This is a genomic window from Thiocapsa sp. UBA6158, from assembly GCF_002423035.1.
In the GTDB taxonomy this organism is placed as follows: Bacteria; Pseudomonadota; Gammaproteobacteria; order Chromatiales; family Chromatiaceae; genus Thiocapsa.
The window spans coordinates 1-22,188 of the sequence record NZ_DIUM01000124.1; the positions used below are offsets into that span (position 1 = coordinate 1).

The window sequence follows — 22,188 nt, forward strand, 5'->3', positions numbered from 1 at the left end:
GTCCATCGTGCAGGGCACTATAATGTCCTCCGTTGCGGGTGCCGCAAGCCGTTGGAGGTGACAGGGACCGCGTCGCTGCAACCGTCGTTCACCGGAGATCCAGCGCTCCCCGTCACCTCGCCTTCATCCAAGTCTTTTATGCATGATCTACTTTCGGAACAACCCGCTGCTGCGCGAGTCGCTCGCCGAGAGCCATCTGAAGAAACGTCTGCTCGGTCATTTGGGGTGCGAGCCCCGGCCTCTCCTTCATGGATGTGCACCTCAACCGCATCATCCGAGAGCATGTACAAGAGGCGATCTTCCTCGCCGGCCCCGGCCACGGCGCCCCGGGCGTGCTGGCTCCGGTCGATCTGGAGGGCACCTACTCCGAGATCTACCCCAACAAGGGCGAGGATGAAGACGGCATGCGCGCCTTCTTCAAGCAGTTCTCCTTCCCGGGCGGAATCGGCTCGCACTGTACGCCCGAGACACCGGGTTCCATCCACGAGTCAACAATCCGACCTTGCTCGCACGGATCCCGCGCGAGGAGCTCGCCGAGCTGATGCGCGGCTACGGCTGGACGCCTTACTTCATCGAGAGCGACGACCCCATGACGATGCACCAAACCATGGCGGCCACCCTGGATGCCTGTCTCGCCCGGATCCACGCCTTTCAGCGAGAGGCCCGCATGAGCGGCAAGGCGGAGCGCTGCCATTGGCCGATGATCGTGCTGCGTACCCCCAAGGGTTGGACCGGCCCTGTCGAGCTCGACGGCAAGAAGGTCGAGGGCTTCTGGCGTACCCATCAGGTGCCGCTCTCGGGCATGCACGACAATCCCGCGCATCTCAAACAGCTCGAAGACTGGCTGCGCAGCTACAAGCCCGAGGACGCCGACGGCGGCGAGCTCTCGCCCGATGGGCGCGTCCTCGAGATGCTCTCCGAGCACACCCTGGAGGGCTGGTACGAGGGTTATGTCCTGACGGGTCGACACGGCTTCTTCGCAACCTACGAGGCCTTCGTCCATGTCATCGACAGCATGTACAACCAGCACGCCAAGTGGCTGGCGATCTGCGAGGAGATCCCTTGGAGGGCGCGCATCTCCTCTCTGAACCTCTTGATCACCTCGATCGTCTGGCGCCGGGACCACAACGGCTTCACCCATCAGGATCCGGGCTTCCTGGATGTCGTGGTCAACAAGAATCCGGAGGTCACGCGTATCTATCTGCCGCCTGACCTCAACACCCTGCTCGCCACGGTCGACCATTGTCTACAGAGCCGCGACGACATCAACGTGATCGTGGCCGACAAGCCTATCGCCGCACCAACCACAGGAACCTGCACGTGCGCGGCTACAAAGAAAAGGGCAATATCAACACGCCGCTGGAGTTCGCCATCGAGAACGAGATCGACCGCTTCAGCCTGGCCATCGACGTCATCAACCGGGTCCCGCGCCTGCAGGTCGCGGGTGCGCATGCAAAGGAAAAGCTGCGCGATATGCAGATCGACTGCAGAAACTATGCACACGAGCACGGGATCGACAAGCCCGATGTCGACGACTGGATGTGGCCCTTCTAAACCGCGCCGGCGCCAGCGGACATCAAGTCTGCCGGTGCCGATCCCATCCAAAAACATCGCTTACCGCACCAGGCGCGGTTTAAGTCCCAACCGCTGCCCTGCCGACGAGACGCCGCCATGAAGACAGCAATCGCCACCGAGGCCTCGGCCGAGACCCAAACCGAGGCCCCGGGCACGACTCACGAGCACACCCGCACGGGCATGTCGAAGGCGTCTCTGAAACAGGCCTACATCGACAACCTCTTCTACATCCAGGGGCGTTTCCGCGAGGTCGCCACGCCCCACGACCTCTACATGGCCGCCGCCTTCACGGTGCGCGATCGTATGCTGGAGCGCTGGATGAAATCCGCCCAGGTCTATAAGAGCTCCCATGCGCGCACCGTCTGTTATCTCTCGGCCGAGTATCTACTTGGACCGTATCTGGCCAACAATCTGGTGAATCTCGGGATTGCGGAGGTCGCCAAGCGTGCGGGCGAGGAACTGGACCTCGACTTCAACGCCATTCTGGAGGAAGAGGAGGAGCCGGGTCTGGGCAACGGCGGACTGGGTCGGCTGGCCGCCTGCTATATGGATTCGCTTGCGACCGTCCAGATCCCGGCAATCGGCTACGGCATCCGCTACGAGTTCGGGATCTTCGACCAGATCATCGAAGACGGCTGGCAGGTCGAGCGCAGCGACACCTGGCTGCGCAACGGCAACCCCTGGGAGATCCCGCGACCCAAGATCAGCTTCCCGGTCATGTACGGCGGTCACACCGAGCACTATCGCGATCACGCGCAACGCCAGCGTGTCCGGTGGGTGCCGGACATGGTGATCTGCGGCGTCGCCTTCGACACCCCGGTGCTCGGCTACGGGGTCGCCAACGTGAATCTGCTGCGCCTGTGGAAGGCGGAGGCGCCCGAGTCGTTCGATTTCCAGACCTTCAACGTCGGGGACTATTACGGCGCGGTCTACGCCAAGATCGAGGCGGAGACGATCTCGAAGGTCCTCTATCCGAACGACGAGCCCGAGGTCGGCAAGGAGCTGCGTCTGAAGCAACAATATTTTTTCGTGTCCTGCTCGATCCAGGACATGATCCGGCTGCATCTGAACACCGTCGGCCCCCTCGAGAGCTTCCACGAGAAGTTCGTCGCCCAGCTCAACGACACGCATCCGGCAATCGCCGTGGCCGAGCTGATGCGTCTGCTCATGGACGATCATGAGATGACCTGGGATAACGCATGGGCGATCACCCGCGCAACCTTTTGCTACACCAACCACACCCTGCTGCCCGAGGCCTTGGAGACCTGGTCGGTCGGTCTCTTCGAGCGGTTGCTGCCGCGCCATCTGGAGATCATCTACGAGATCAACCGGCGCTTCCTCGACGAGGTGCGCATGCGTTACCTGGGCGACGAGGAGCGCGTCGCGCGCATGTCGCTGATCGACGAGGCCGGCGGGCGGCGGATCCGGATGGCCCACCTGGCCGTCGTCGGCAGCCGTGCGGTCAACGGGGTCGCCGCGCTGCATTCGGAGCTCATCAAGACGACGCTGCTCAAGGATTTCTACGAGATGGCGCCGGAGCGCTTTCACAACGTCACCAACGGTGTGACGCCGCGTCGCTTCATCGTGGTCAGCAACCCGCGTCTGGCTGGACTGATCACCGAGATGTGCGGCAGCGACCGCTGGATCCGGGACCTCGAGTGTCTGCACGACCTGGAGGCGCATGCCGACGACCCCGGACTCCAGGCGCGCTGGCGCGAGGTCAAGACCGCCGCCAAGCGCGATCTGGCCCTCTGGCTGAACCAGCATGCAGGCGTGGCGCTCGATCCGCAGACCATGATGTTCGACATCCAGGCCAAGCGCCTGCACGAGTACAAGCGCCAACATCTGAACGTCCTGCACATCATCCGCGTCTATCAACGCCTGAAGCAGAACCCGAATCTCGGTATGGTGCCGCGTGCCTTTATCTTCGGCGGCAAGGCAGCCCCCGGGTATTACATGGCCAAACTGATGATCAAACTGATCAACTCGGTCGCCGAGGTGGTCAACAACGACCCGCAGATCAACGGTTACATCCGCGTCGCCTTTATGCCCGACTTCAATGTCAAGAACGGACAGCGGCTGTACCCGGCCGCGGATCTCTCCGAGCAGATCTCGCTCGCCGGCAAGGAGGCCTCGGGGACCGGCAACATGAAGTTCTCGATGAACGGGGCGCTCACGGTCGGCACGCTCGACGGCGCCAATATCGAGATTCGCGAAGAGGTCGGTGCCGAGAATTTCTTCCTGTTCGGCATGACCGCCGAGGAGGTCCGCCGCAAACAGACCGAGGGGTATCGGCCTTGGGACTATTATCACGGCGACCATGAGCTGAAATCCGACATCGACCTCATCGTCTCGGGGCTCTTCTCGCACGGCGATACCAACCTCTTTCGCCCCCTGACGGATCACCTGATCAATCAGGATCCCTTTATGGTGCTGGCCGACTATCGCGCCTATCTGGAATGCCAGGACAGGATCAGCGAGGTCTACGACCGACCTTCGGATTGGGACCGCATGTCGATCCTGAACGTTGCACGGATGGGTAAGTTCTCCTCCGACCGGTCGATCCGTGAGTACGCGCAGCGAATCTGGGAGATCGCACCGAAACCGATCGGCGAAAAGGCCCCGGGGTCGACGTGATCGGCTCGGTCGCACCAGCGAGACCGGTCGCCGCAACCGTCGGTGGTCCTGCCGCGAGCTCGCACTGGACGAACCGCCGACGCCGCCCGGGCATGGGACCGAGCGCTCGACGTTTCGTCATCGATCCTTGGACAAGAAGCCCGAGAAACACCTATCATCCGGCTCGGAGATCGACCGGGAATCCGGGTAGACACAAAGACGACAGCAGTGTGCTCGGGGGCGACGAGCAGGGAGTCTGGACAAGCTCGATCGGAGCAGGGATGATCGGGACCATGGATTAGCTCTACCGGACGCGACATGCAACGGACGCGCTCACCGACCCTCGCACACCCGATCCTCGCGCGCAGAGCAGCATCGGGCAACATCGGCAAGGCGTGGGCTGCAGCAGCAACCCTGGCTCCCGCCAGGCGCGATCGCCGTATCGTCGATGTTCCGGCGAGCGCCCGGGAAATACACCCACGCGCCGTCCCGACACACCGCGCGCCATCGCCCGGAATACACCACTCGACTCGACCGAACGCCGGGCTTTGCCCTGTGCGCCGCCGGCGCGGGCCACCGGTCAGAAGGATTCAAACCACCAACGAAGCCAAGGAGGAAGCCGATGACCGCACCGCCCAAGACACTCTTCGACATCACGGTCCTGATGGATGCTTTCATCAACGCGCAGGAACCCGGAAACCCGTCAAGCGCCGCCCTGGACCTTGCGGCCAGGGGGGCGATCCAAGGATACATCTGTGCAGCGGCCATCGATCCGCTGCACCGGGAGCTTGAACAGACCTGCGGATTCGCGTCGGCGCGTTCGGCAATGCAACGCGTTTGCGCGACACTGGCGATTGCCCCCGTCGATGCGGCGGTGATCGACGGGGCTCTAAGCCTCGGTTGGCGGTACTTCGGCGATGCACTCGTCTTCGAGAGCGCACGCCGGATCGGGGTCGACAGCCTCGTCACGCTCAACGGCCCGGACTTCGAACATCCGGCCCTTACCGTCCAGTGTCCCGAGGATCTTCTGAACGCCCTGCAACAGTGACGCCGCCGGCGAACTAACAGCGAGCTGCGCAGGCACAACGCGGAATTGCGCCTGCGCGGCTCGGATCCTCGCATGGCGCGGTGGTCTCGGAACACCGCAGCCGCACGACCGAGGCTCCTCGGTGGATCACTGGGCGCAGTCGCTCACGGCCACCCCGCAATCCGAGAACCCGGCCTCGCAGAAATCCAGGCAGGTAAAGAGCCGCCCCTCGAAGGCGGCATCGACCGCGACATGACCGGGCTCGGCACGCACCTCGAATCCGGGCTGCATGGCCGGTTGGTGCTGCACGAGTGCAAGTCGATCGGCCGGGTAGGACACGTCCAGGGACACCTGCATGGGGTAGTAGCCGTCGAGAAAACGGCGCATATAAGGCCCGTTGCGCAGCCGGTAACGCCCTTCGCCGAGCGCGGACATGGCTCGGCTTTCGGCGCGGATGCAGAGCGTCGCCTCGGGCGCGATATCCGTGAGCTGGACCGAATGACCCTCCACCCAGGCGCGCCCGATCCCTTCCGCACTGACCACCTCCAGGTCGCGGATTCGCTCGGCGCTGAAGAGGATCTGTGCCGCGCGGACCGCGTCGAGATTCTCGTGGCATTGGGTCAGCTCGATCCATCCCTCGCTTAGGCTCTCTGCTCCGATACGGATCCGATTGACATGCCGATGGGTCTCGGCGGCACGTTCGGGTCCGACGAACCGAAGCTCGCCGTCGCTGACCGCCGCGATACGGGCCTCGAGGTCCATCTCGGGCCAGTCCTCTTCATCCGGGAACGCGGCCTGCGCGGGTGCGTCTTCGGCAAACGTCATCCCCCCCGCCAATCCCCACAAGAGAATCAAGAAGAAGCAGCTCAACGGCACGGACGAACGCGCAGTTTCGCGGATCCGCGATTCGACGATCGGGGTCATGGTCGGTGTCATGGGTTGCAACATGCTCGCTCCTCATCGCACGGGGACATCGAAAGAGGTGTCGGGATAGGGTTCGTCGACCGGGGTGTCATGCCACCACTCCTCGGAGAGGTTGCGAAAACCCTGCTCGCTCATAGAGGATTTCAGCAACAGCCGATTCGCCATCGCCTCACCCGTGATGCTCGGGTTCAATGTATGTGAGAGCGGACTGAAGCAATCGAAACCCGTGCCCATGTCGACCGGACGACCGGTCGTTCGATGACTATACTGTTCAAGCATGCCCGAACCTCATCCGGTACCGGCCTATGCCCCGTGCAACCCTGCTGCGACAACGTCTGCTGCTGCTCTTCCTGTGCGGGATGCTGTTGTTGTTCTCGCCGTTGGTCATGCAGTTCGAGAGACTCGGCCGCTGGCTCGGGGCGCCTGTCCTCTTGCTCTATCTCTTCGTAACCTGGACCCTGTTGATCGCCGTCGCGGCCTGGATCGTGTCGCGCACACGCGATTGATCGGCGCGAGCACCGGTTGAATGATCAACGGCCCGCTGATCATCGGCATCTCGTTCGCCTACCTGGGACTCCTCTTCGCGGTCGCCTACTGGGCCGATCGGCGCGCCGAGCAGGGCCGTTCGGTGATCGCGCACCCGACGATCTATGCCCTCTCGCTCGCCGTCTATTGCACCGCTTGGACCTTCTACGGCAGCGTCGGGCGCGCCACCGAGAATGGCCTGGGATTCCTACCCATCTATCTCGGCCCCACCCTCATGGTGCTCCTGTGGGGCTCGCTCCTGCTCAAGATGGTGCGGGTCAGCAAGGCCGAGCGCATCACCTCCATTGCCGACTTCATCGCTTCGCGTTACGGCAAGAGTCAGGTCCTCGGCGGTCTGGTCACCGTCATCGCCGTGATCGGCGTGGTGCCCTATATCGCGCTTCAGCTCAAGGCGATCGCGTGGAGCTTCACCATCCTGTCGCATTATCCGGAGGTCCGGATGCCGGTGCACGGCGACGGACCCTTTTGGGCCGACACCGCATTCGTCGTCGCGCTGCTGCTCGCCGCCTTCACCATCCTGTTCGGCACCCGTCATCTCGATGCGAGCGAGCGTCACGAAGGGCTGGTCGCGGCCATCGCCTTCGAGTCCATCGTGAAGCTCGTCGCCTTTCTCGCGATGGGTCTCTTCATCACCTTCGGCCTGCTCGGACTCGGCGGGCCGGCGCTGCCGCCGATCGAGGGCAGCGCTCAGCTGAAACCACTGCTCGAGCCGAGTATCTCGCCCTTCGCCGACTGGTTCGCCATCTCCTTGCTGGCCGGTCTGGCGGTCATGCTTCTGCCGCGCCAGTTCCAGGTCGCGGTCGTGGAGAACAGCGACGAGCGCCACCTGCGCCGCGCCATCTGGCTCTTTCCGCTCTATCTGCTGCTCATCAACCTCTTCGTGGTACCGATCGCCATCGCGGGACTCCTGACCTTCCCGGACGGCACGGTGAACGCCGATACCTTCATGCTGACGCTGCCGATCGCCTTCGAGCAGCCCTGGCTCGCGCTCCTGGTCTATATCGGCGGACTCTCGGCGGCAACCGGGATGGTCATTGTCGAGACCATCGCGCTCTCGACCATGGTCAGCAACGATCTGGTCCTGCCGGCACTGCTGCGGCGCTGGCGTCGCCGACCTCCGGCAGCCGACCTCGGACGGCTGCTGCTCACGATCCGGCGCGGCGCCATCATCGTCATCCTGCTGCTCGGTTTTCTCTACTACTGGCTCGCCGGCGAGGCCTACGCGCTCGTCGGCATCGGTCTGATCAGCTTCGTGGCCGTCGCCCAATTCGCCCCCGCCGTGATCGGCGGTCTCTACTGGCGCGGCGGGACGCGCGAGGGCGCACTCGCCGGCGTGTCGGCCGGCTTCCTGGTCTGGATCTATACACTGCTTCTGCCTTCTTTCGCCAAGTCCGGTTGGCTCCCGCGCGCATTCATGGAGACGGGTCTCGGCGGGCTCGACATCCTCGCCCCGATGGCGCTGTTCGGGTTGAGCGGCTGGAACGAGATTACGCATGGTCTCTTCTGGAGCCTGACTGCGAATATCGGCGCCTTTTTATTCGTCTCCTCGCTGCGTGCACCAAACGCCGCGGAGGCATCCCAGGCCGGCATCTTCGTCGATGCCTCGCGCCGCACCGCGCTGGCGAGTGCGCCGCTGTGGCGCGGGAGTGCGGAGATCGCGGAGTTGATGAGATTGGCCGAGCGTTTTCTCGGCTCGGTGCGGACGCGCACGGCCTTTGTACAGTATGCCCGATCGCGCGGGGTGGACTCGCCCGAGGCGCTTCCGGCCGATGCGGAGACGGTCTATTTCGCCGAGACGCTCCTCTCCGGTGCGATCGGCGGCGCCTCGGCCCGGGTGATGGTCGCGTCGGTGACGGACGAGGAGCCGCTCGGGCTCGACGAGGTCCTGAACATCCTCGACGAGGCGTCCCAAATCCGCGCCTACAGCCGCCAGCTCGAACAGAAGTCGCAGGCCCTGGAAGCCGCGACCGAGGAGCTGCGCGCGGCCAACATCAGGCTCCAGGATCTGGACCGCATGAAGGACGATTTCATCTCCTCCGTGACCCACGAGCTGCGCACCCCGCTCTCATCCATTCGCGCCTTCTCCGAGATCCTCTTCGACGACCCCGACATCGATGTCGAGCAACGCCGCCGCTTCCTCGGCATCCTCGTCAGCGAGACCGAGCGGCTCTCGCGCCTGGTCAACCAGGTGCTCGATCTGGCCAAGATCGAGTCCGGCCATGCCGATTGGCGCACCGAGGTGGTGCAGCTTCAGAACGTCATCCACCAAGCCGTGTCGGCCACCGAGCAATATGTCGAGGAGCGCGGCTGCCGCGTCCATCTCGAACTGCCCGGCGAGTCGGCCATGGTCTGGGGCGATCGCGACCGCATCGTGCAGGTGTTGGTCAACCTGTTGTCGAACGCCGCCAAGTTCGCCCCGACCGGATCGGGCAAGGTCTGGATCGGACTCTCGCGCGCCGACGCGGCCTGGCGAGTCTGTGTCGAGGACAACGGCCACGGCATCCCCGAGAGCGATCTGGAGCTGGTCTTCGAGAAGTTCCATCAGACCGCGCGCGGCGGCGCCAAACCCGGCGGGACCGGACTGGGTTTGCCCATCAGCCGTCGAATCATCGACAATCTGGGCGGTCGCATCTGGGCGGAAAGCACGCCCGGAAAAGGTGCTACCCTTTGCTTTGAGCTGCCCGCCCATCCGAGTCACCCAACGGACTGAAGGCCTGATCATGAGCCCAACGATGAATAAGCGGATCCTGATCGTCGACGACGAGCCCAACATCGTCATCTCGCTCGAGTTTCTGATGATGCGCGAGGGACACGAGGTGCGCGTGGCACGCGACGGCGAGGCCGGTCTGGCCGCCGTGCGGACCCACCGTCCGGACTTGGTGGTGCTCGATGTCATGATGCCCAAGCTCGACGGGTTCGCCGTACTCGAGGCGGTGCGCTCGGATCCGGACTTGGCCGGAACGCGAATCCTGATGCTCACCGCGAAGGGACGCGAGGCCGAGCAGAACAAGGGCCTCGCGCTCGGCGCCGACGCCTACATGTCCAAACCCTTCTCGACCCGCGACCTGGTCGAGAAGGTCAAAGAACTGCTCGATCGCACCTGACGCCGACGGAGCAACAGCATGCCAGAGACCGACCATCCGGTAAGCGAAACCTCGGATCTCCTGGCCGCGGGGGAAACCGATCAGGGCCTTCTGCGCAGTTTGGCGCGGCGAGAGCCATTGATCGTCGGCCCGGGGACCAGCCTGCGCGAGACGCTCTATCACTTCAGTCAAGATCATCTGGACGCCGCCGTCGTCTGCGATCCCGCGAGCGGCCTGCCCCTAGGCCTGATCCGCCTGCGCGACATGCTGCATGTGATCGGCTTCGAGGGCGGCGGACTCGACGACCCTGTCGCGTTCCACATGATCGGCGCCCCACTCACGCTCGCCGCGGATGCACCCGCGCATCGCGCACGGGTCATGATGGCCAAGCGCGGTGTCGAGCACCTGCTCCTGACCGAGCATGACGGGCGCCTCTTCGGGCTCGTCAACCAAGCCGATCTGCTCGGGCTGCGCGCCGGTGGTGCGGAGGTCCTGATCGCAGGCATCAAGGCCGCGCGCGACGTCGAGGCCATGGCATTGGCCGCCGATCGGGTGCGGCGGCGCGGCGCGGAGCTCTTCCACTCCGGCATGGGCGTGGAGACACTCTGCTACTGGATGTCGGGGCTCAACGACCTGATCGCGATGCGGGTCATCGAGCTGATCGAAGACGAGTTCGATCTCCCGGCCGTGCCCTGGTGCTGGATGGCCTTCGGATCGGAGGGACGCCTCGAGCAGACCTTCTCGACCGATCAGGACAACGGACTGCTCTTCGTACCGCCGGACCCGGAGAGCACCGAGTCGGTCCGTCGGGCCTTCCTGCCGTTCGCCCAAGCGGTCAACCAAGCGCTGCATTTCTGCGGCTTCGAGCGCTGCCGCGGCAACATCATGGCCGGCAACCCCGACTGGTGCCTGAGTGCGGACGAATGGCGCAAACACTTCCAGGCCTGGCTGCGCGAGCCCGAACCCGAGGCCCTGCTCAACGCCGTCATCTTCTTTGATTTTCGCCCGCTCTACGGCAGCGACGAGCCGGTCGACCGGTTGCGCGGCTGGCTGAGCAGAACCGCGCCCGAGCAGACACGCTTCTTCCACTGTCTGGCCGAGCAGGCGCTCGGGGTCGCCCCGCCGCTCGGCTGGGCCGGGCAATTCGCCTTCGATCGCAATCGCGATTTCCCGCACACCATCGATCTGAAGACTCAGGGCGCGCGCTTCTTCATGGACGCCGGCCGACTCTGGGCGCTCAAGCACGGCATCTGGGCGACCAGCACGGCCGAGCGACTGCGCCTCGCCGGTGCCGCAAAGCGACGTGATCCCGAGGAGGTTGCAGCCGAGATCGAGTCCTTCCACTTGATCCAACGTTTTCGCATCCACCAACAGCTCACGACCAAAGACCCGGACGCCGTCAACCGCGTCGACCCCGACGACCTCAACGAGCTGCACCGATTGATGCTCAAAGAGGCCTTCAAGCAGGCAAAAAAGCTCCAGGCGAGACTGAAACAAGAGTTCACCCCGTAGGTCGTGCTGACGATACAGAGCACAACTTGCGCCGACGTTGGACGACGGGAACCTGGACATGGGCCGGTGGCGAGTTGTGCCTCGCTCCCGCTCGGCACAACCTACCGGATGAGGGTGGCTGCGAGGACGACGGTGAAGAGGAGCACCGTCTCGGTGATCTCGACGAGAGCACCGGCGGTATCCCCGGTGAATCCGGCGATGCGGCGCATCATGGTTCGGCGGGACAGCCAAAAAACCGCAAGGGCCATGACGCACAGCGCGAGCCCGATCCAGCCGGCGATCCAGAGACAGGCCATCGCCGCGATCAGGGTTGCCGCCCAAGCCGCGCGACGCGGCAAGCGAGCCACCTGCTCGGATGCCATTCCCCGGTCACGGGCATAGGGTGTGGTCAGCATCAGCAGCGGCAATTGCGCGCGTGCCAGCAGCGGAATCAGGAGCAAGATCCAGGCGTAGCCGCTGGCGATCAGGGCCTGGAGCCCGGCCCACTTCGCAATCAAAACGAGCCCGATCACAGTCACCGCCGCGGGCCCGCAGCGCGGGTCCTTCATGATCTCGAGGGTCCGCTCGCGGCTCGCGATCCCGCCGACCCAGGCGTCCGCGCTGTCGGCCAGACCGTCCAAGTGCAACGCCCCGGTGGACCAGACCCAGAGGATCAGGACCAGGGCCGCCGCGACACCTGGATCCAGGGGCGCGAGCGCGGTCCCGGAGGAGGCAATCAACACGCCCAACAGCACACCGATCGCGGGATACCAAGGCACCGACAAGCCCAAGAGTCCGGGCTCGATCTCGCGCGGCTCGGGAAACGGCAGACGCGACAGCAGGCGTCCGGCAAGCCAAAGCGGACGCAGGTCCACTCAGGGAGATCCGTGGCGCATGAGACTGGGTCGCCCGGGCGGCTCCGGAACGCGTAGGCGGGACAGGCAGGCCGGCGGGACCTCGATCAGGAGCGATGCCTCGGGCGGCATCCGCAGCATCTCGGCGAGGACGACACGGATCACGCCGCCGTGCGTCACGGCCAGGGTGAAGGGCTCGCCCGCGTCGCACACCCGAGACCAGGCCGCCTTGACGCGCTCGCGAAAGACCTCGAACGGCTCGCCGTCGGGCGGCGCGTAGCCGACCGGATCATCCCAAAAACGGCTCAGCTCCGCTGCGGGGATCTGATGCGCAGCCAATCCCTCCCAGGCCCCGAAGCCGCGCTCGCGCAGCCCGGGCATGATCGATACGGGGAGATTGAAGCTCTCGGCAAGGCGGTGCGCGAATGCGCTGCAACGCAGCGACGGGGAGCAGACGACGCGCGTCCAGCCCGGATTCATGGCGGTCGCACGCGTCATCTCACCCCAGCCTTCGGCGCTCAGGGGGTCGTCATGGCCACCTCGAAAGCGCGCCCCACCCTGCGCCTCGCCATGACGCAGCAGATCCACGAAGCGATCCTGCATCAGCCCTCGCTTACCCCGGCCTCGCCGAAGGTCGCCATCTGCTGGTGCAGGGTGCAGGCCAGCCGCAACAGTGGCACGGCGACGGCCGCGCCGCTGGCTTCACCGAGTCGCAGACCCAGATCGAGCAGCGGATCGGCATCCAACGCGGCCATGATGCGCCGATGCCCGGGCTCCGCTGAGCCGTGTGAGAACAACAGCCAATCGCGCACCTCGGGCTGCAGGCGCACGGCGGCGAGCGCCGATGCGCTCGCGATGAAGCCGTCGACCAGCACCGGGACTCCGCGCTGGGCGGCCGTGATGAAGGCACCGACCATCGCGGCAAGCTCGAAACCGGAGAGTCGAGCCAGCAACTCCAGCGGGGTCCGCTCGGAAGTGACGTGTAATGCCAGCGCCTTGGTGATGACCTCGGCCTTGCGCTCGATCCCCGTTTGATCCAGCCCGGTGCCGGGGCCGACGAGCGCGCCGGCCGGCAGATCCAGCAGCGCACAGGCCAAGGCCGTCGCCGGGGTGGTGTTGGCGATCCCCATCTCGCCGCAGATCAGCAAGCGCGCCCCGCTGTCCACCGCGCGCTCGGCTGCAGCGCGACCGGCATTCATGGCCGCGGCGAGCTGCTCGTCGGTCATCGCCGGCTCGCGCGCGATGTTGCCGGTTCCCGAGCCGATGCGCTCGGAGCGCAGGTTCGGGATCGGCCCCGGATCCTCGACCGTCCCGAGATCCATGATCTCCATGCGCGCATCCAGTGCACGCGCAAGCACCGAGATCGCGGCACCGCCTCCGGCGATGTTGCGCACCATCTGGTTGGTCACGGCCTGCGCGAAGGCCGAGACACCCTCGGCGGCAACCCCGTGATCGGCCGCGAACAGCAGGATCTGCACGGGATCGGGTGACGGTGTCGGCGTGCCCTGCAAGCCGGCGAGCCGGATCGCGATCTCTTCGAGTCGCCCCAGCGAGCCACGTGGTTTGGTCAGCTGATCCTGTCGGCGCCGCGCCGCATCGGCGGCCATGGCATCGATCGGCAAACAAGGTCGGCTGATCCAGCGCAGACCTTCGATCATGCCGGGTCTCCTTTGAGCATGAGGGGCAGACCGGCAACGGTCAGGATGACCTGATCGCAGCGCGCAGCCAGATCCTGGTGCAGCACGCCGGCCAGGTCGCAGAACCGACGCGAGAGCGCGCCGAGCGGGATCACGCCCATGCTCGTCTCGTTGCCGACCATGACGAGGCGCCCGGGCGCCCGTGAAACGACGTCGAGCAGTGCCCGGGTCTGATCGTGCAGACCCGATTCATCCGTTTTCATAAGCCAATTCGTCAACCAAAGTGTCAGACAGTCGACCAGGATGCAGCGATCGGGCGCACATTCGCGCGCCAGCACCTCGGCCAACAAGAGCGGTTCTTCGATGAGGCCCCAGTCGTGCGGGCGACGTTCGCGATGCCCGGCAATCCGCCGGGTCATCTCGGCATCCCCCGCGTGTGCGGTCGCCACATAGACGACCGGAAGCGCGCTTTCGATGGCCAGACGCTCGGCCAGTCGACTCTTGCCCGAGCGCACCCCGCCGAGGACCAGTGTGCGTCCGCCCCCGTCGGAGCGGGGCCGGAGCGGATCATCCATGCTCAGAGCTCGACCCCTTTCTGCGCCATGATGCCGGCATCGAAGGCATGCTTGAGCGGGCGCATCTCGGTGACCGTGTCGGCGATCTCGATCAACTCCGCAGGAGCCGCGCGGCCGGTGACGACCGCATGTTGATGGATGGGACGGTTCTGCAAGGCATCGAGAACCACATCGAGCGGAACCAGACGAAGCTTGAGCGCGATGTTGAGCTCGTCCATCACCACCATGCCGAAGGCCGGATCGGCAAGGAAGGCGGCGGCCTTCTCCCAGGCCGCCATCGCCGCGCGCCGATCCGCCTCGGCATCCTGCGTCTCCCAGGTGAAGCCCTCGCCCATCACGTGATACTCGAGCTCGGGAAAACGCCTGAAGAAGGCCTCCTCCCCGGTCGCGAAGCTACCCTTGATGAACTGGACCACGGCGACCTTCATGCCGTGACCCATCGCGCGTGCGACCATCCCGAAGGCCGAGGAGCTCTTGCCCTTGCCGTTGCCGGTGTTCACGACCAGGACACCGCAGTCCTGATCTGCACGCGCAATGCGGGCATCCACCAGCTCCTTCTGGCGCTGCATGCGCCGGCGATGGCGCTCTTGTGCGCTGTCGTCGGTCATTGCGGACGGGCACGCTCGGAACGGGTCCCCGTCAGGGCGCGCGCCAGGGTCAGATGAACGACCGTGGCCAGGCCCACATAGACCATCAGGTGCAGCAGGGTCGCCGGCATGTAGGTCGCAAAACGCCCGAGCAGCTCGACCACGCTCAGGTCGGCAAAGCGACCGGAGAAGAGATAGAAGCCGCCGCCGGCGAAGACCTCGGACAGGACACCGCCGGCCAGCAGCACGCCGAAGAGCAGAGGCAGGCTTTCCTTAGTCATCTCGAGACGACCGGCGGACCAGCGCCCCATCCCCCAGACCACGCCGTAGGCAGGAACCAACATCCAGTAGGCCGGGGTCATGCAGTAGCCGCTCACGCCGCCCCAACCGATGGCGGTCAGGTCGATGACGGTCGCCAGACCGAAGAGGGCCGGAAAGCCCCAGATCGAGCGCAGATACAAACCTGCCATGAAGAAGACAGCCAGCGAGGCATCCGGAAGATGGTGCGCCAGCGGGGCGAACTGTTGGCCGCGCGTCGCCGCCATGAGGGCGGCCAAGGCAAGGCCGATCAGAATGCGGCTGCGAGAGTCGGTGATGGGGGTCATGAGGTCGGATCTCCTGGTCGCGTCGCCGGGGCGACAATGTGATGGTGCTCGGGTCTCGCGCGGCCATTGTAGGTGGTCGTACGGGGTGTCGAAAGCGGTTCGATTGCGGGAAGCTTCCTGCTTCCTGCCTCCTGCCTCCTGCCTCCTGCCTCCTGCCTCCTGCCTCCAGCTTCCCGCCTTGTGCTTCATCCCGCCAGCTATCAGCTTTCGTTGATTCGCTGGTGGCTGGCGGCTGGTGGCTGGCGGCGTTCCTACGGCTCGTATCTCAAGGTCAGATAAAACGCCCTCCCCGGCTGGTTGAACAGATACGCCGTCTGGTAGTCCTCGTCGAGTGCGTTCTCCAGTCGTCCTTGAATGCGCACGGCGGGGGTGAAGGCGTACTCGGCACGCAGACCCAACAGGGCGTAGCCGTCCAGGCGCTCCTTGTTGGCCAGGTCGTCGAACGTTCGCCCGGCGACATAGATGCTCAGACCGGCCGACCAGCGCTCGAATTGGCGATCGAGGTCGAGCTGGACCATCTGCTCGGGGCGTCGCGGCAACAGGTTACCCTGATTCGGGCCGTTCGAGCGGTTTTCGGGGTCCAGCAGGGTGAGGCTCGCGCCGAGATCCCACTCCTGGATGCGCAGCATTCCGAACGCCTCGAAGCCGCGGATGCGGGCCGAGGCGATGTTGGCCGGTGCGAAAGTGACCGCATCGAAGGTGATCAGGTCGTCGATATCGGTCTCGTAGAGACTCATCTCCCAGCGACCGAGCGGGAGGGTTCCGCTCAAACCCAGCTCGACACTCGCCGACTCCTCCGGGGCGAGATTCGGGTTGCCGAAGCCGGGGTAGTAGAGGTCGTTGAAGGTCGGCGCCTTGAAGGCGGTGCCGTAGGACAGGGACACGCGAACCCCCTGATCGAAGAGGTAGCCCCAAGCCAGATTGCCGGTCGTCTGTCCGCCGAACTGCTGGTAGTCGTCGTATCTGAGGCTGGCGGCAAGCTCGTTCGCACCGATGGAGCCGAGATACTGTCCGTAGACACCCGTATTGCTGCGCGAGTCGTCCGTGTAGTCGACGGTCCCCGAGATCCGGTCGACCTGGTAGTCCAGACCCAGGGTGAAGAGTTGACCCGGGATCAAAGCCAGATCGTTCTGGATCCCGAAGCTGTCGCGCTCGGTCTCGAAGCTGTCGACAAAGCGCTCGCGGACAAAGACGTCCGAATAGAACGCCCGGTAGGTGTCCTGACTACGACCGGCCGAGAGGATCAGGGTCCAGGGATCGAGCGGACGCAAGGTGCCTTCCACGCCGAACACCTGTTGATCGGAGCGCGAGAGGTTGCCCGAGAAGATCGAGCCGTCGAAATCGGTCCGATTCTCGGAGGTGAGGAGACTGAAATCGACCTTGGCCTTGTCGCTGAATTCATAACCGGCGCGTGCACTCACGCCCAGATTGCGGTAGCCGTCGCGATCCGGCTCATCCACACCGCAGCCGGCGAAGGGGAAGGCGCGGCCGTCGCAGGCGTTGATCCCCTCGGTCTGCTCCATGTTGGCGCCGAGGTCGAACCAGCCACGCTCGCCGCCCCCCGAGATGCCGCCCGCGATACTCGCCGTGTCGAAGCTGCCGGCGCCGACGCTGAACCGCGGTCGCAGATCGCCACCGCCGCGACGCGTAAAGATCTGGATCACGCCGCCGATCGCCTCGGAGCCGTAAAGGCTCGAGCGCGGTCCGCGCACGACCTCGATGCGCTCGATCCGGTCGATCGGCAGATCCTGCAGGGGCGCGGTCCCGAGGGTCGCCGAACCCACCTTCACGCCGTCGATCAGGACCAGCACATGTCCGGCATTGGTCCCGCGCAGGAAGACGGACGCGGGCTGACCGGCCCCGCCGCTGCTCGAGATCGAGACGCCCGGAAGTCCCCGCAACGCATCCGGAACCGAGCGAAACTGACGGCGCTCGATCTCCTCGCGATCGATCACGCTGACCGAGGCCAGGGTTCGATCTTCGGACTCTGGCGTGCGTGTTGCCGTCACCACGAGGGGGTCAAGGATCAAGGTCTGCGTCTCCGCGTGGACAGGCAGACCGATCGGCAGCGACAAGGCCGCTGCCATAAGGGGAAATCTCATCGACAAGCTCCTACAAACGGCCCGAGCGCACCCGCATGGGCCAGCACGTGAAGGGGTCGAGAGATAGAGAACGGACGAGAGCGCAGCCGCGGAAGTGGGACGGAGCCGGCATCCCGGCCGGTCGCCCCGCGCGACCCCGGTTCGAGGCTCCGCCCGATGGCTCGAAGACGAGAAGGGCCGACGGCAGGTCGGCCCTCGCACGCTCGCGAGACAGATCGAAACGGTCCCCGATCATCCGGCCGGTCTCCGGGCTTACGAGCGGGGTCGGACCCCGGACGCGGCGCCTTCCCGTGATGACTCACAGTGGCATCTCGCCGCGTCTTGACTCGTCTACCGTTGCGGGGGCAGCGCCGGCTTTGCGGCTCCCGAGGGCACCGCGCACCGACTTCCCGTTTAACCCCGAAAGCGAAGGCCTTCGAGGCACCGAACAATCAACGCGCCATTGTAGGGTTTCGGCAATCGCCGCGTCAATGTGGCAACACGCAGGCCAACCTCAAAGCCTGACCTGGATCAATCGATTCGCTGCGCTCGGAGGCGATTGCTCGGCGCCCGCAAGCGATGGCGCTCCCGGATGCGCGATGCGCTCAGGCACCGAAGACGGTGCCGATCAGGTAAGCGGTATAACCGATGTAGCAGGTCAGGAGCAGCAACCCTTCGATGCGATTGATTCGACCCGGCCCGCGGAACCCGTAACCGATCACGAACAAGGACAGCGTCAGCAGGCCCATCACCATGATGTCCCGGGTGATGACCTCCGGCGGCACCAGCATCGGATGGATGGCACCCGCGATCCCGACCACGGCGAGTGTGTTGAAGAGATTCGACCCGATGATGTTGCCCAAGGCGAGATCATGCTCGCCCTTGCGTGCGGCGATGATCGAGGAGGCCAGCTCCGGTAGCGAGGTGCCCACCGCAACGATCGTCAGACCGATGATGAGATCGCTCACGCCCAAGGCATGGGCGATCTCGACCGAGCCCCAGACCAGCATACGCGAGCTGATGATCAGGAAGACCAGACCGACGCCCAGCCAGAGCAAGGCGCGGCGCAGCGGCATCCGCGCCTGATCGAGTTCCTGTGTGACCTCCCCGGCCAAGGCATCCGAGCGTTCTCGCAGACCTTGCCAGATGGTCCAACCCACTAACGCACCGAAAACGCCCAGGAATGCCCAGGCGTCCATGCGGGTCAGCTCGCCGTCCAAGAGCATCACCACGGCGAAGACGGTGACACCGGCAAGGATCGGCAGCTCTTTGCGAAGTACGCTCGAGTGAACCGCAATGGGGCTGATGATCGCGGTGAGACCCAAGATCAGCGCTATGTTGGTGATGTTCGACCCATAGGCGTTGCCGAGCGCAAGCCCCGGGTTGCCCTGAAAGGCCGCAATGGCCGAGACCACCATCTCCGGGGCCGATGTCCCGAAACCAATGATGACCATGCCGATCAACAAGGGCGGCATCCCGAGATGCTTTGCGGTCACCGCCGCACCTTCAACGAAGCGATCCGCACTCCATAGAAGCAGTGCCAAACCGAGGAGGACCGAGAGTGATGCCAGGACCATGGGCGGTGTGATGCCTCGTAAAGTGTGATGTAGGAGCTGCACAGCCTGCGGAGTCTACAATGCAGACACAGGCATGCGAAGCACCTTCGGATGACGACGCCCGCGGCATACCGGAAGACCCACGCCGAGCACCGCGCCTATGCGGCCGTGAAGGGTGCCTATCGGGCGGCCCTCGAGGCATTGGCCGATGACCCGGCGAACACCGCCCTCGAGCCGCGTCGCGAGTGATCTAAACCGCGTCAGCTCCGACCATTGTCGGGGCTGACGCGACCACGCCAACAAACGATGCATACCGCGCCGGGCGCGGTTTAGACTGACGACATGGATCTGCTCTCCGCCGCCATCCTGCTCGCCATCATCATGGACCCCTTGGGGAATATTCCGGTGTTCCATTCGCTGCTCGGACGTTATCCGCGTCCCCGGCGCATTCGGATCATCGGGCGCGAGCTGGTGGTTGCCTACCTGGTGCTCTTGGTCTTCCTGGCGGCGGGCGAACTGGTCCTGCATCATCTGGGGCTGAAACAACCGGCGCTCGGGGTGGCCGGGGGCGTGGTGCTCTTCATCATCGCACTGCGGATGGTCTTTCCGGATCATGAGACGATCGAGCGGCGCGAGCTCGACGAGGAACCCTTCATCGTCCCGCTGGCGGTGCCCATGATCGCCGGGCCGTCCGCGCTCGCCGCGGTGCTGCTGCTGGTGAGCCGCGAGCCCGATCGCTTCTGGACCTGGTGTGCCGCCCTGACCGCGGCTTGGTGCGTCAGCGCCGCGATCCTGCTGGCTTCCGGGCTTCTGATGGAGAAGTTGGGTCCGCGTGCGCTTCGGGCGCTGGTACGACTCACCGGGATGCTGCTGATCATGATGGCGGTGCAGATGTTGATGGATGGAGTCGCCGTCTATGTCGAGGAGATGCTCGGCGGGCGCTGACGTGCCGCCTGCCGCCTGCCGCCTCAACCGACCCGCCGCAGGATCCCCTCCGCAGCCATCAGCCCGTTCACCGCCGCACCCACGATGCCACGCGATTTCCCTGCCCCGTCGCCCGCGACGAAGAGTCCGGGCACGTCCGTTTCCAGCTCGCGGCTGGTCGGGTAGCGAACATCGTAGAACTTGATCTCGGGGACATAGATGGTGGTCGATGGATGGGCGACGCCCGGGATGACACGGGCGAGCAGCTCGAGGCTCTCCTGCAGGTTGCGCACGATTCGGCCGGGATAGGCAAAGGAGATGTCGCCGGGCGTTACACCGGGGCCCGGCGGCAGGGTCGGCATCAACTTGTCAAAGCCCGACTCGCTGGAGAAGAAGCTTTGTGGCTTGGAGCGCCGACCGGCCATGAGATCGCCCCAGCGCTGGACGATGAGACTGTTGCCGCCGCCCCAAAAGTTGGCGAAGCGCGCCACCTGTTGTCCCATCTCGGTGGTGTCCTGCAGGGGCTCGGTCATGCCCACGGTGTTCAGGATCGCGAAGTTGGTGTTGGTCGTCTTGGATGTCTTGAGGGCGTCGCCGTTGACCAGTCGGAAATCGCCATGCTCCTCGATTCGGACATGTCCGCCGGGATTGGTGCAGAAGGTCCGCGTGCGATCCTGATGCGTGGGGGTACAGAAGATGAACTTGGGGTCGTAAAGGACATCGGTGATCTCCTCGTAGAGCGCCGAGGCGATCTCGACTCGGCAGCCGATGTCGATCACGCCATGGCCGGTCTGCACGCCGAGTGCACGCGCCTTCTCGCGGAACCAGTAGGCGCCTTCGCGCCCCGGCGAGCAGACCAGATAGCAAGCCCGGAAGTCGCCTGCGGCGGTCTCGATCACGAAGTCGCCGTCGGTCTCGCGGCGGATCTCGGTCACCGCGACCCCCAACATCAAGGTGCCGCCGCGACGCTCGACCGTATCCGCCATCGCCTTGGTGACCCGGTGCGCGAAGTCGGTCCCCATGTGACGCTGCACCACCGGAACCAACTGGATATCCCAGCGACCCTTCGACGCCGGGCGGCGAACCCAGGAGACCCGATCGAGCCACCATTGAACGCGTGCCTCGTCCAGACCGTGTAGCGTCGGATCCGCACCGTGGTCGAGAAAGATTCGATCCACCTCCTCGATCCGACGGGTCGCCTCCTCCTCCGAAAGCCCGAGCTCCGCGAGATCCAGCCCGATATGCGGGGAGAGGTTGAGCTTGCCGTCGGTGTAGCCACCGGCCCCGCCCGGCCGCGGGCGTCGGTCGACGACCAGGACCTTCATCCTGTCAGCGAGACGCATGGCCGCGAACAGCCCGGCAGGTCCCGCCCCGATGATGACGACGTCGAACGCTTTGGCCGGCATGCTCGTCTCCTTAAACCGCGCCCGGCGCGGTATGCGATGTTTTTTCGATGGGATCGGCCCCGGCAGACTTGACGAGCGTCGGAGTCGGCGCGATTTAAGATAATGAAGAAAGATAAACTTTTTTGAACAGCATCCAGGTTAAGGACCATGGATGCACCAAACGTCGAGTTCACTCGAAAGTGAGCATCTCACTCTGGGCGCGGTTTAAATTCTCGGTTATCGACGGGGTTATTCCGGATCCAGCTCCACGGACGGCACGCGGAAAAGCGTACGCTTGACCTCGTCGAAGTAGTCCGGGAGATACCGCTCCCAGAGTCGCACGGGCAGTCGATCGAGTCGAGCCTCGGGTGCTGCGGGCAGCGCGAAGAGGTACTCGAGCAGGAACTCCAGATTCTGCGACAGGTGCCCTTGGTAGGCCCGACCCAGGCGCTGGCGGATGATGCGGTCCTCGTGCATGCAGCGCCCGATCTCGCTTTCCAAGGTCTCCTCGGCGCCCGAGCAGATGATCTCCACGCGCACGGCAGGCTCCCCGCTGAGCACGAAGGTCTCGAACGTGCGGCGGGTTTCGCAGGGCGAGATGCCGTGGGCGGCGAAGACACGCACGACCTTCTCGGGGAGCCCCTGCGCCAGGATGCGCTCTTTGTCGGGACAAAAGTCGACGAGCAGATTCACCGCACTGGGCCTTGATCATCGGTTGGTCC

The 22,188-nt window shown here is 64.9% G+C and carries 20 protein-coding genes, 1 pseudogene and 1 riboswitch; of the genes and pseudogenes, 9 read left to right on the top strand and 12 right to left on the bottom strand.

Annotated features, from left to right (window positions below; genetic code table 11):
- The first annotated feature begins 248 nt into the window (after nt 1-248).
- The 3 genes and pseudogenes from B4N44_RS16820 (at nt 249) to B4N44_RS16830 (ending at nt 5,239) form a co-directional block, all read left to right on the top strand.
- Nucleotides 249-1,554: pseudogene (locus B4N44_RS16820) on the top strand (hypothetical protein).
- 201 nt (nt 1,555-1,755) lie between these two features.
- A complete protein-coding gene (locus B4N44_RS16825) occupies nt 1,756-4,212 on the top strand; it encodes a glycogen/starch/alpha-glucan phosphorylase (protein ID WP_296703293.1) in 2,457 nt (818 codons plus the stop codon).
- A gap of 601 nt (nt 4,213-4,813) precedes the next feature.
- Entirely contained in the window at nt 4,814-5,239 is a 426-nt protein-coding gene (locus B4N44_RS16830; RefSeq protein WP_296703245.1) for a PIN domain-containing protein, read from the top strand.
- A 126-nt stretch (nt 5,240-5,365) separates the two neighbouring features.
- On the opposite strand, the gene B4N44_RS16835 is transcribed toward B4N44_RS16830, so the two are convergent.
- Nucleotides 5,366-6,166, bottom strand: a complete 801-nt coding sequence (locus B4N44_RS16835; protein ID WP_296703248.1) for an alpha/beta hydrolase — start codon at nt 6,164-6,166, stop codon at nt 5,366-5,368.
- A 9-nt stretch (nt 6,167-6,175) separates the two neighbouring features.
- A complete protein-coding gene (locus B4N44_RS16840; protein ID WP_296703251.1) occupies nt 6,176-6,421 on the bottom strand; it encodes a M15 family metallopeptidase in 246 nt (81 codons plus the stop codon).
- A 26-nt stretch (nt 6,422-6,447) separates the two neighbouring features.
- Between B4N44_RS16840 and B4N44_RS16845 the strand changes: the two genes are divergently transcribed.
- Genes B4N44_RS16845 through B4N44_RS16860 form a run of 4 tightly spaced genes read left to right on the top strand, consistent with a single transcriptional unit; the run spans nt 6,448 to nt 11,283 of the window.
- Nucleotides 6,448-6,648, top strand: coding sequence for a hypothetical protein (locus tag B4N44_RS16845; RefSeq protein WP_296703254.1), 201 nt, complete (start codon nt 6,448-6,450; stop codon nt 6,646-6,648).
- A gap of 20 nt (nt 6,649-6,668) precedes the next feature.
- Nucleotides 6,669-9,398 carry a sensor histidine kinase gene (locus B4N44_RS16850; RefSeq protein ID WP_296703256.1) on the top strand — a complete coding sequence of 910 codons (2,730 nt, stop codon included), beginning with the start codon at nt 6,669-6,671 and terminating at the stop codon, nt 9,396-9,398.
- A 22-nt stretch (nt 9,399-9,420) separates the two neighbouring features.
- On the top strand, nt 9,421-9,792 hold the full coding sequence (locus B4N44_RS16855; protein ID WP_296703258.1) for a response regulator transcription factor: 372 nt from the start codon (nt 9,421-9,423) through the stop codon (nt 9,790-9,792).
- Nucleotides 9,793-9,810: 18 nt separating this feature from the next.
- The gene (locus B4N44_RS16860) at nt 9,811-11,283 is read left to right on the top strand and encodes a DUF294 nucleotidyltransferase-like domain-containing protein (RefSeq protein WP_296703259.1); all 1,473 of its coding nucleotides are present in this window, start codon (nt 9,811-9,813) and stop codon (nt 11,281-11,283) included.
- A gap of 101 nt (nt 11,284-11,384) precedes the next feature.
- Here the strand turns inward: B4N44_RS16860 and B4N44_RS16865 are convergent, their stop codons facing one another.
- From B4N44_RS16865 to B4N44_RS16900, 8 genes are all read right to left on the bottom strand, one after another.
- A complete protein-coding gene (locus B4N44_RS16865) occupies nt 11,385-12,137 on the bottom strand; it encodes an adenosylcobinamide-GDP ribazoletransferase (protein WP_296703262.1) in 753 nt (250 codons plus the stop codon).
- Nucleotides 12,138-12,719 carry a histidine phosphatase family protein gene (locus B4N44_RS16870; protein ID WP_296703264.1) on the bottom strand — a complete coding sequence of 194 codons (582 nt, stop codon included), beginning with the start codon at nt 12,717-12,719 and terminating at the stop codon, nt 12,138-12,140.
- Nucleotides 12,719-13,774, bottom strand: coding sequence for a nicotinate-nucleotide--dimethylbenzimidazole phosphoribosyltransferase (gene cobT, locus B4N44_RS16875; RefSeq protein WP_296703268.1), 1,056 nt, complete (start codon nt 13,772-13,774; stop codon nt 12,719-12,721). The genes B4N44_RS16870 and cobT overlap by 1 nt, the downstream gene beginning before the upstream one ends.
- Nucleotides 13,771-14,328, bottom strand: a complete 558-nt coding sequence (gene cobU, locus B4N44_RS16880; RefSeq protein WP_296703271.1) for a bifunctional adenosylcobinamide kinase/adenosylcobinamide-phosphate guanylyltransferase — start codon at nt 14,326-14,328, stop codon at nt 13,771-13,773. Before cobU ends, cobT begins: the two co-directional genes overlap by 4 nt.
- A 2-nt stretch (nt 14,329-14,330) precedes the next feature.
- On the bottom strand, nt 14,331-14,936 hold the full coding sequence (gene cobO / locus B4N44_RS16885) for a cob(I)yrinic acid a,c-diamide adenosyltransferase (protein WP_093028174.1): 606 nt from the start codon (nt 14,934-14,936) through the stop codon (nt 14,331-14,333).
- Nucleotides 14,933-15,520, bottom strand: coding sequence for a hypothetical protein (locus tag B4N44_RS16890; protein WP_296703274.1), 588 nt, complete (start codon nt 15,518-15,520; stop codon nt 14,933-14,935). The genes cobO and B4N44_RS16890 overlap by 4 nt, the downstream gene beginning before the upstream one ends.
- 251 nt (nt 15,521-15,771) lie before the next feature.
- Complete coding sequence (btuB, locus tag B4N44_RS16895) at nt 15,772-17,622, bottom strand: TonB-dependent vitamin B12 receptor (protein WP_296703277.1); 1,851 nt, start codon at nt 17,620-17,622, stop codon at nt 15,772-15,774.
- A gap of 220 nt (nt 17,623-17,842) precedes the next feature.
- A riboswitch (cobalamin riboswitch) is annotated at nt 17,843-18,065 on the bottom strand.
- Nucleotides 18,066-18,206: 141 nt separating this feature from the next.
- The gene (locus B4N44_RS16900) at nt 18,207-19,178 is read right to left on the bottom strand and encodes a calcium/sodium antiporter (RefSeq protein WP_296703280.1); all 972 of its coding nucleotides are present in this window, start codon (nt 19,176-19,178) and stop codon (nt 18,207-18,209) included.
- Nucleotides 19,179-19,268: 90 nt separating this feature from the next.
- Between B4N44_RS16900 and B4N44_RS16905 the strand changes: the two genes are divergently transcribed.
- Together B4N44_RS16905 and B4N44_RS16910 are read left to right on the top strand one after the other, a co-directional pair.
- A complete protein-coding gene (locus B4N44_RS16905; RefSeq protein WP_296703282.1) occupies nt 19,269-19,406 on the top strand; it encodes a hypothetical protein in 138 nt (45 codons plus the stop codon).
- Between the two features lie 93 nt (nt 19,407-19,499).
- On the top strand, nt 19,500-20,102 hold the full coding sequence (locus B4N44_RS16910; protein ID WP_296703284.1) for a MarC family protein: 603 nt from the start codon (nt 19,500-19,502) through the stop codon (nt 20,100-20,102).
- A gap of 23 nt (nt 20,103-20,125) precedes the next feature.
- On the opposite strand, the gene B4N44_RS16915 is transcribed toward B4N44_RS16910, so the two are convergent.
- Nucleotides 20,126-21,487, bottom strand: a complete 1,362-nt coding sequence (locus tag B4N44_RS16915; protein ID WP_296703287.1) for an NAD(P)/FAD-dependent oxidoreductase — start codon at nt 21,485-21,487, stop codon at nt 20,126-20,128.
- A 228-nt stretch (nt 21,488-21,715) separates the two neighbouring features.
- Nucleotides 21,716-22,159 carry a hypothetical protein gene (locus B4N44_RS16920; RefSeq protein ID WP_296703290.1) on the bottom strand — a complete coding sequence of 148 codons (444 nt, stop codon included), beginning with the start codon at nt 22,157-22,159 and terminating at the stop codon, nt 21,716-21,718.
- Nucleotides 22,160-22,188 lie beyond the last annotated feature (29 nt).

What these genes read in the sequence shown, in the direction of transcription:
- B4N44_RS16825 (WP_296703293.1), top strand. Translation starts at nt 1,756, where the DNA reads ATGTCGAAGGCGTCTCTGAAACAGGCCTACATCGACAACCTCTTCTAC.
- B4N44_RS16830 (WP_296703245.1), top strand. Translation starts at nt 4,814, where the DNA reads ATGACCGCACCGCCCAAGACACTCTTCGACATCACGGTCCTGATGGAT.
- B4N44_RS16835 (WP_296703248.1), bottom strand. Translation starts at nt 6,166, where the DNA reads ATGTTGCAACCCATGACACCGACCATGACCCCGATCGTCGAATCGCGG.
- B4N44_RS16840 (WP_296703251.1), bottom strand. Translation starts at nt 6,421, where the DNA reads ATGCTTGAACAGTATAGTCATCGAACGACCGGTCGTCCGGTCGACATG.
- B4N44_RS16845 (WP_296703254.1), top strand. Translation starts at nt 6,448, where the DNA reads ATGCCCCGTGCAACCCTGCTGCGACAACGTCTGCTGCTGCTCTTCCTG.
- B4N44_RS16850 (WP_296703256.1), top strand. Translation starts at nt 6,669, where the DNA reads ATGATCAACGGCCCGCTGATCATCGGCATCTCGTTCGCCTACCTGGGA.
- B4N44_RS16855 (WP_296703258.1), top strand. Translation starts at nt 9,421, where the DNA reads ATGAATAAGCGGATCCTGATCGTCGACGACGAGCCCAACATCGTCATC.
- B4N44_RS16860 (WP_296703259.1), top strand. Translation starts at nt 9,811, where the DNA reads ATGCCAGAGACCGACCATCCGGTAAGCGAAACCTCGGATCTCCTGGCC.
- B4N44_RS16870 (WP_296703264.1), bottom strand. Translation starts at nt 12,719, where the DNA reads ATGCAGGATCGCTTCGTGGATCTGCTGCGTCATGGCGAGGCGCAGGGT.
- cobT (WP_296703268.1), bottom strand. Translation starts at nt 13,774, where the DNA reads ATGATCGAAGGTCTGCGCTGGATCAGCCGACCTTGTTTGCCGATCGAT.
- cobU (WP_296703271.1), bottom strand. Translation starts at nt 14,328, where the DNA reads ATGGATGATCCGCTCCGGCCCCGCTCCGACGGGGGCGGACGCACACTG.
- cobO (WP_093028174.1), bottom strand. Translation starts at nt 14,936, where the DNA reads ATGACCGACGACAGCGCACAAGAGCGCCATCGCCGGCGCATGCAGCGC.
- B4N44_RS16890 (WP_296703274.1), bottom strand. Translation starts at nt 15,520, where the DNA reads ATGACCCCCATCACCGACTCTCGCAGCCGCATTCTGATCGGCCTTGCC.
- btuB (WP_296703277.1), bottom strand. Translation starts at nt 17,622, where the DNA reads ATGAGATTTCCCCTTATGGCAGCGGCCTTGTCGCTGCCGATCGGTCTG.
- B4N44_RS16900 (WP_296703280.1), bottom strand. Translation starts at nt 19,178, where the DNA reads ATGGTCCTGGCATCACTCTCGGTCCTCCTCGGTTTGGCACTGCTTCTA.
- B4N44_RS16905 (WP_296703282.1), top strand. Translation starts at nt 19,269, where the DNA reads ATGACGACGCCCGCGGCATACCGGAAGACCCACGCCGAGCACCGCGCC.
- B4N44_RS16910 (WP_296703284.1), top strand. Translation starts at nt 19,500, where the DNA reads ATGGATCTGCTCTCCGCCGCCATCCTGCTCGCCATCATCATGGACCCC.
- B4N44_RS16915 (WP_296703287.1), bottom strand. Translation starts at nt 21,487, where the DNA reads ATGCCGGCCAAAGCGTTCGACGTCGTCATCATCGGGGCGGGACCTGCC.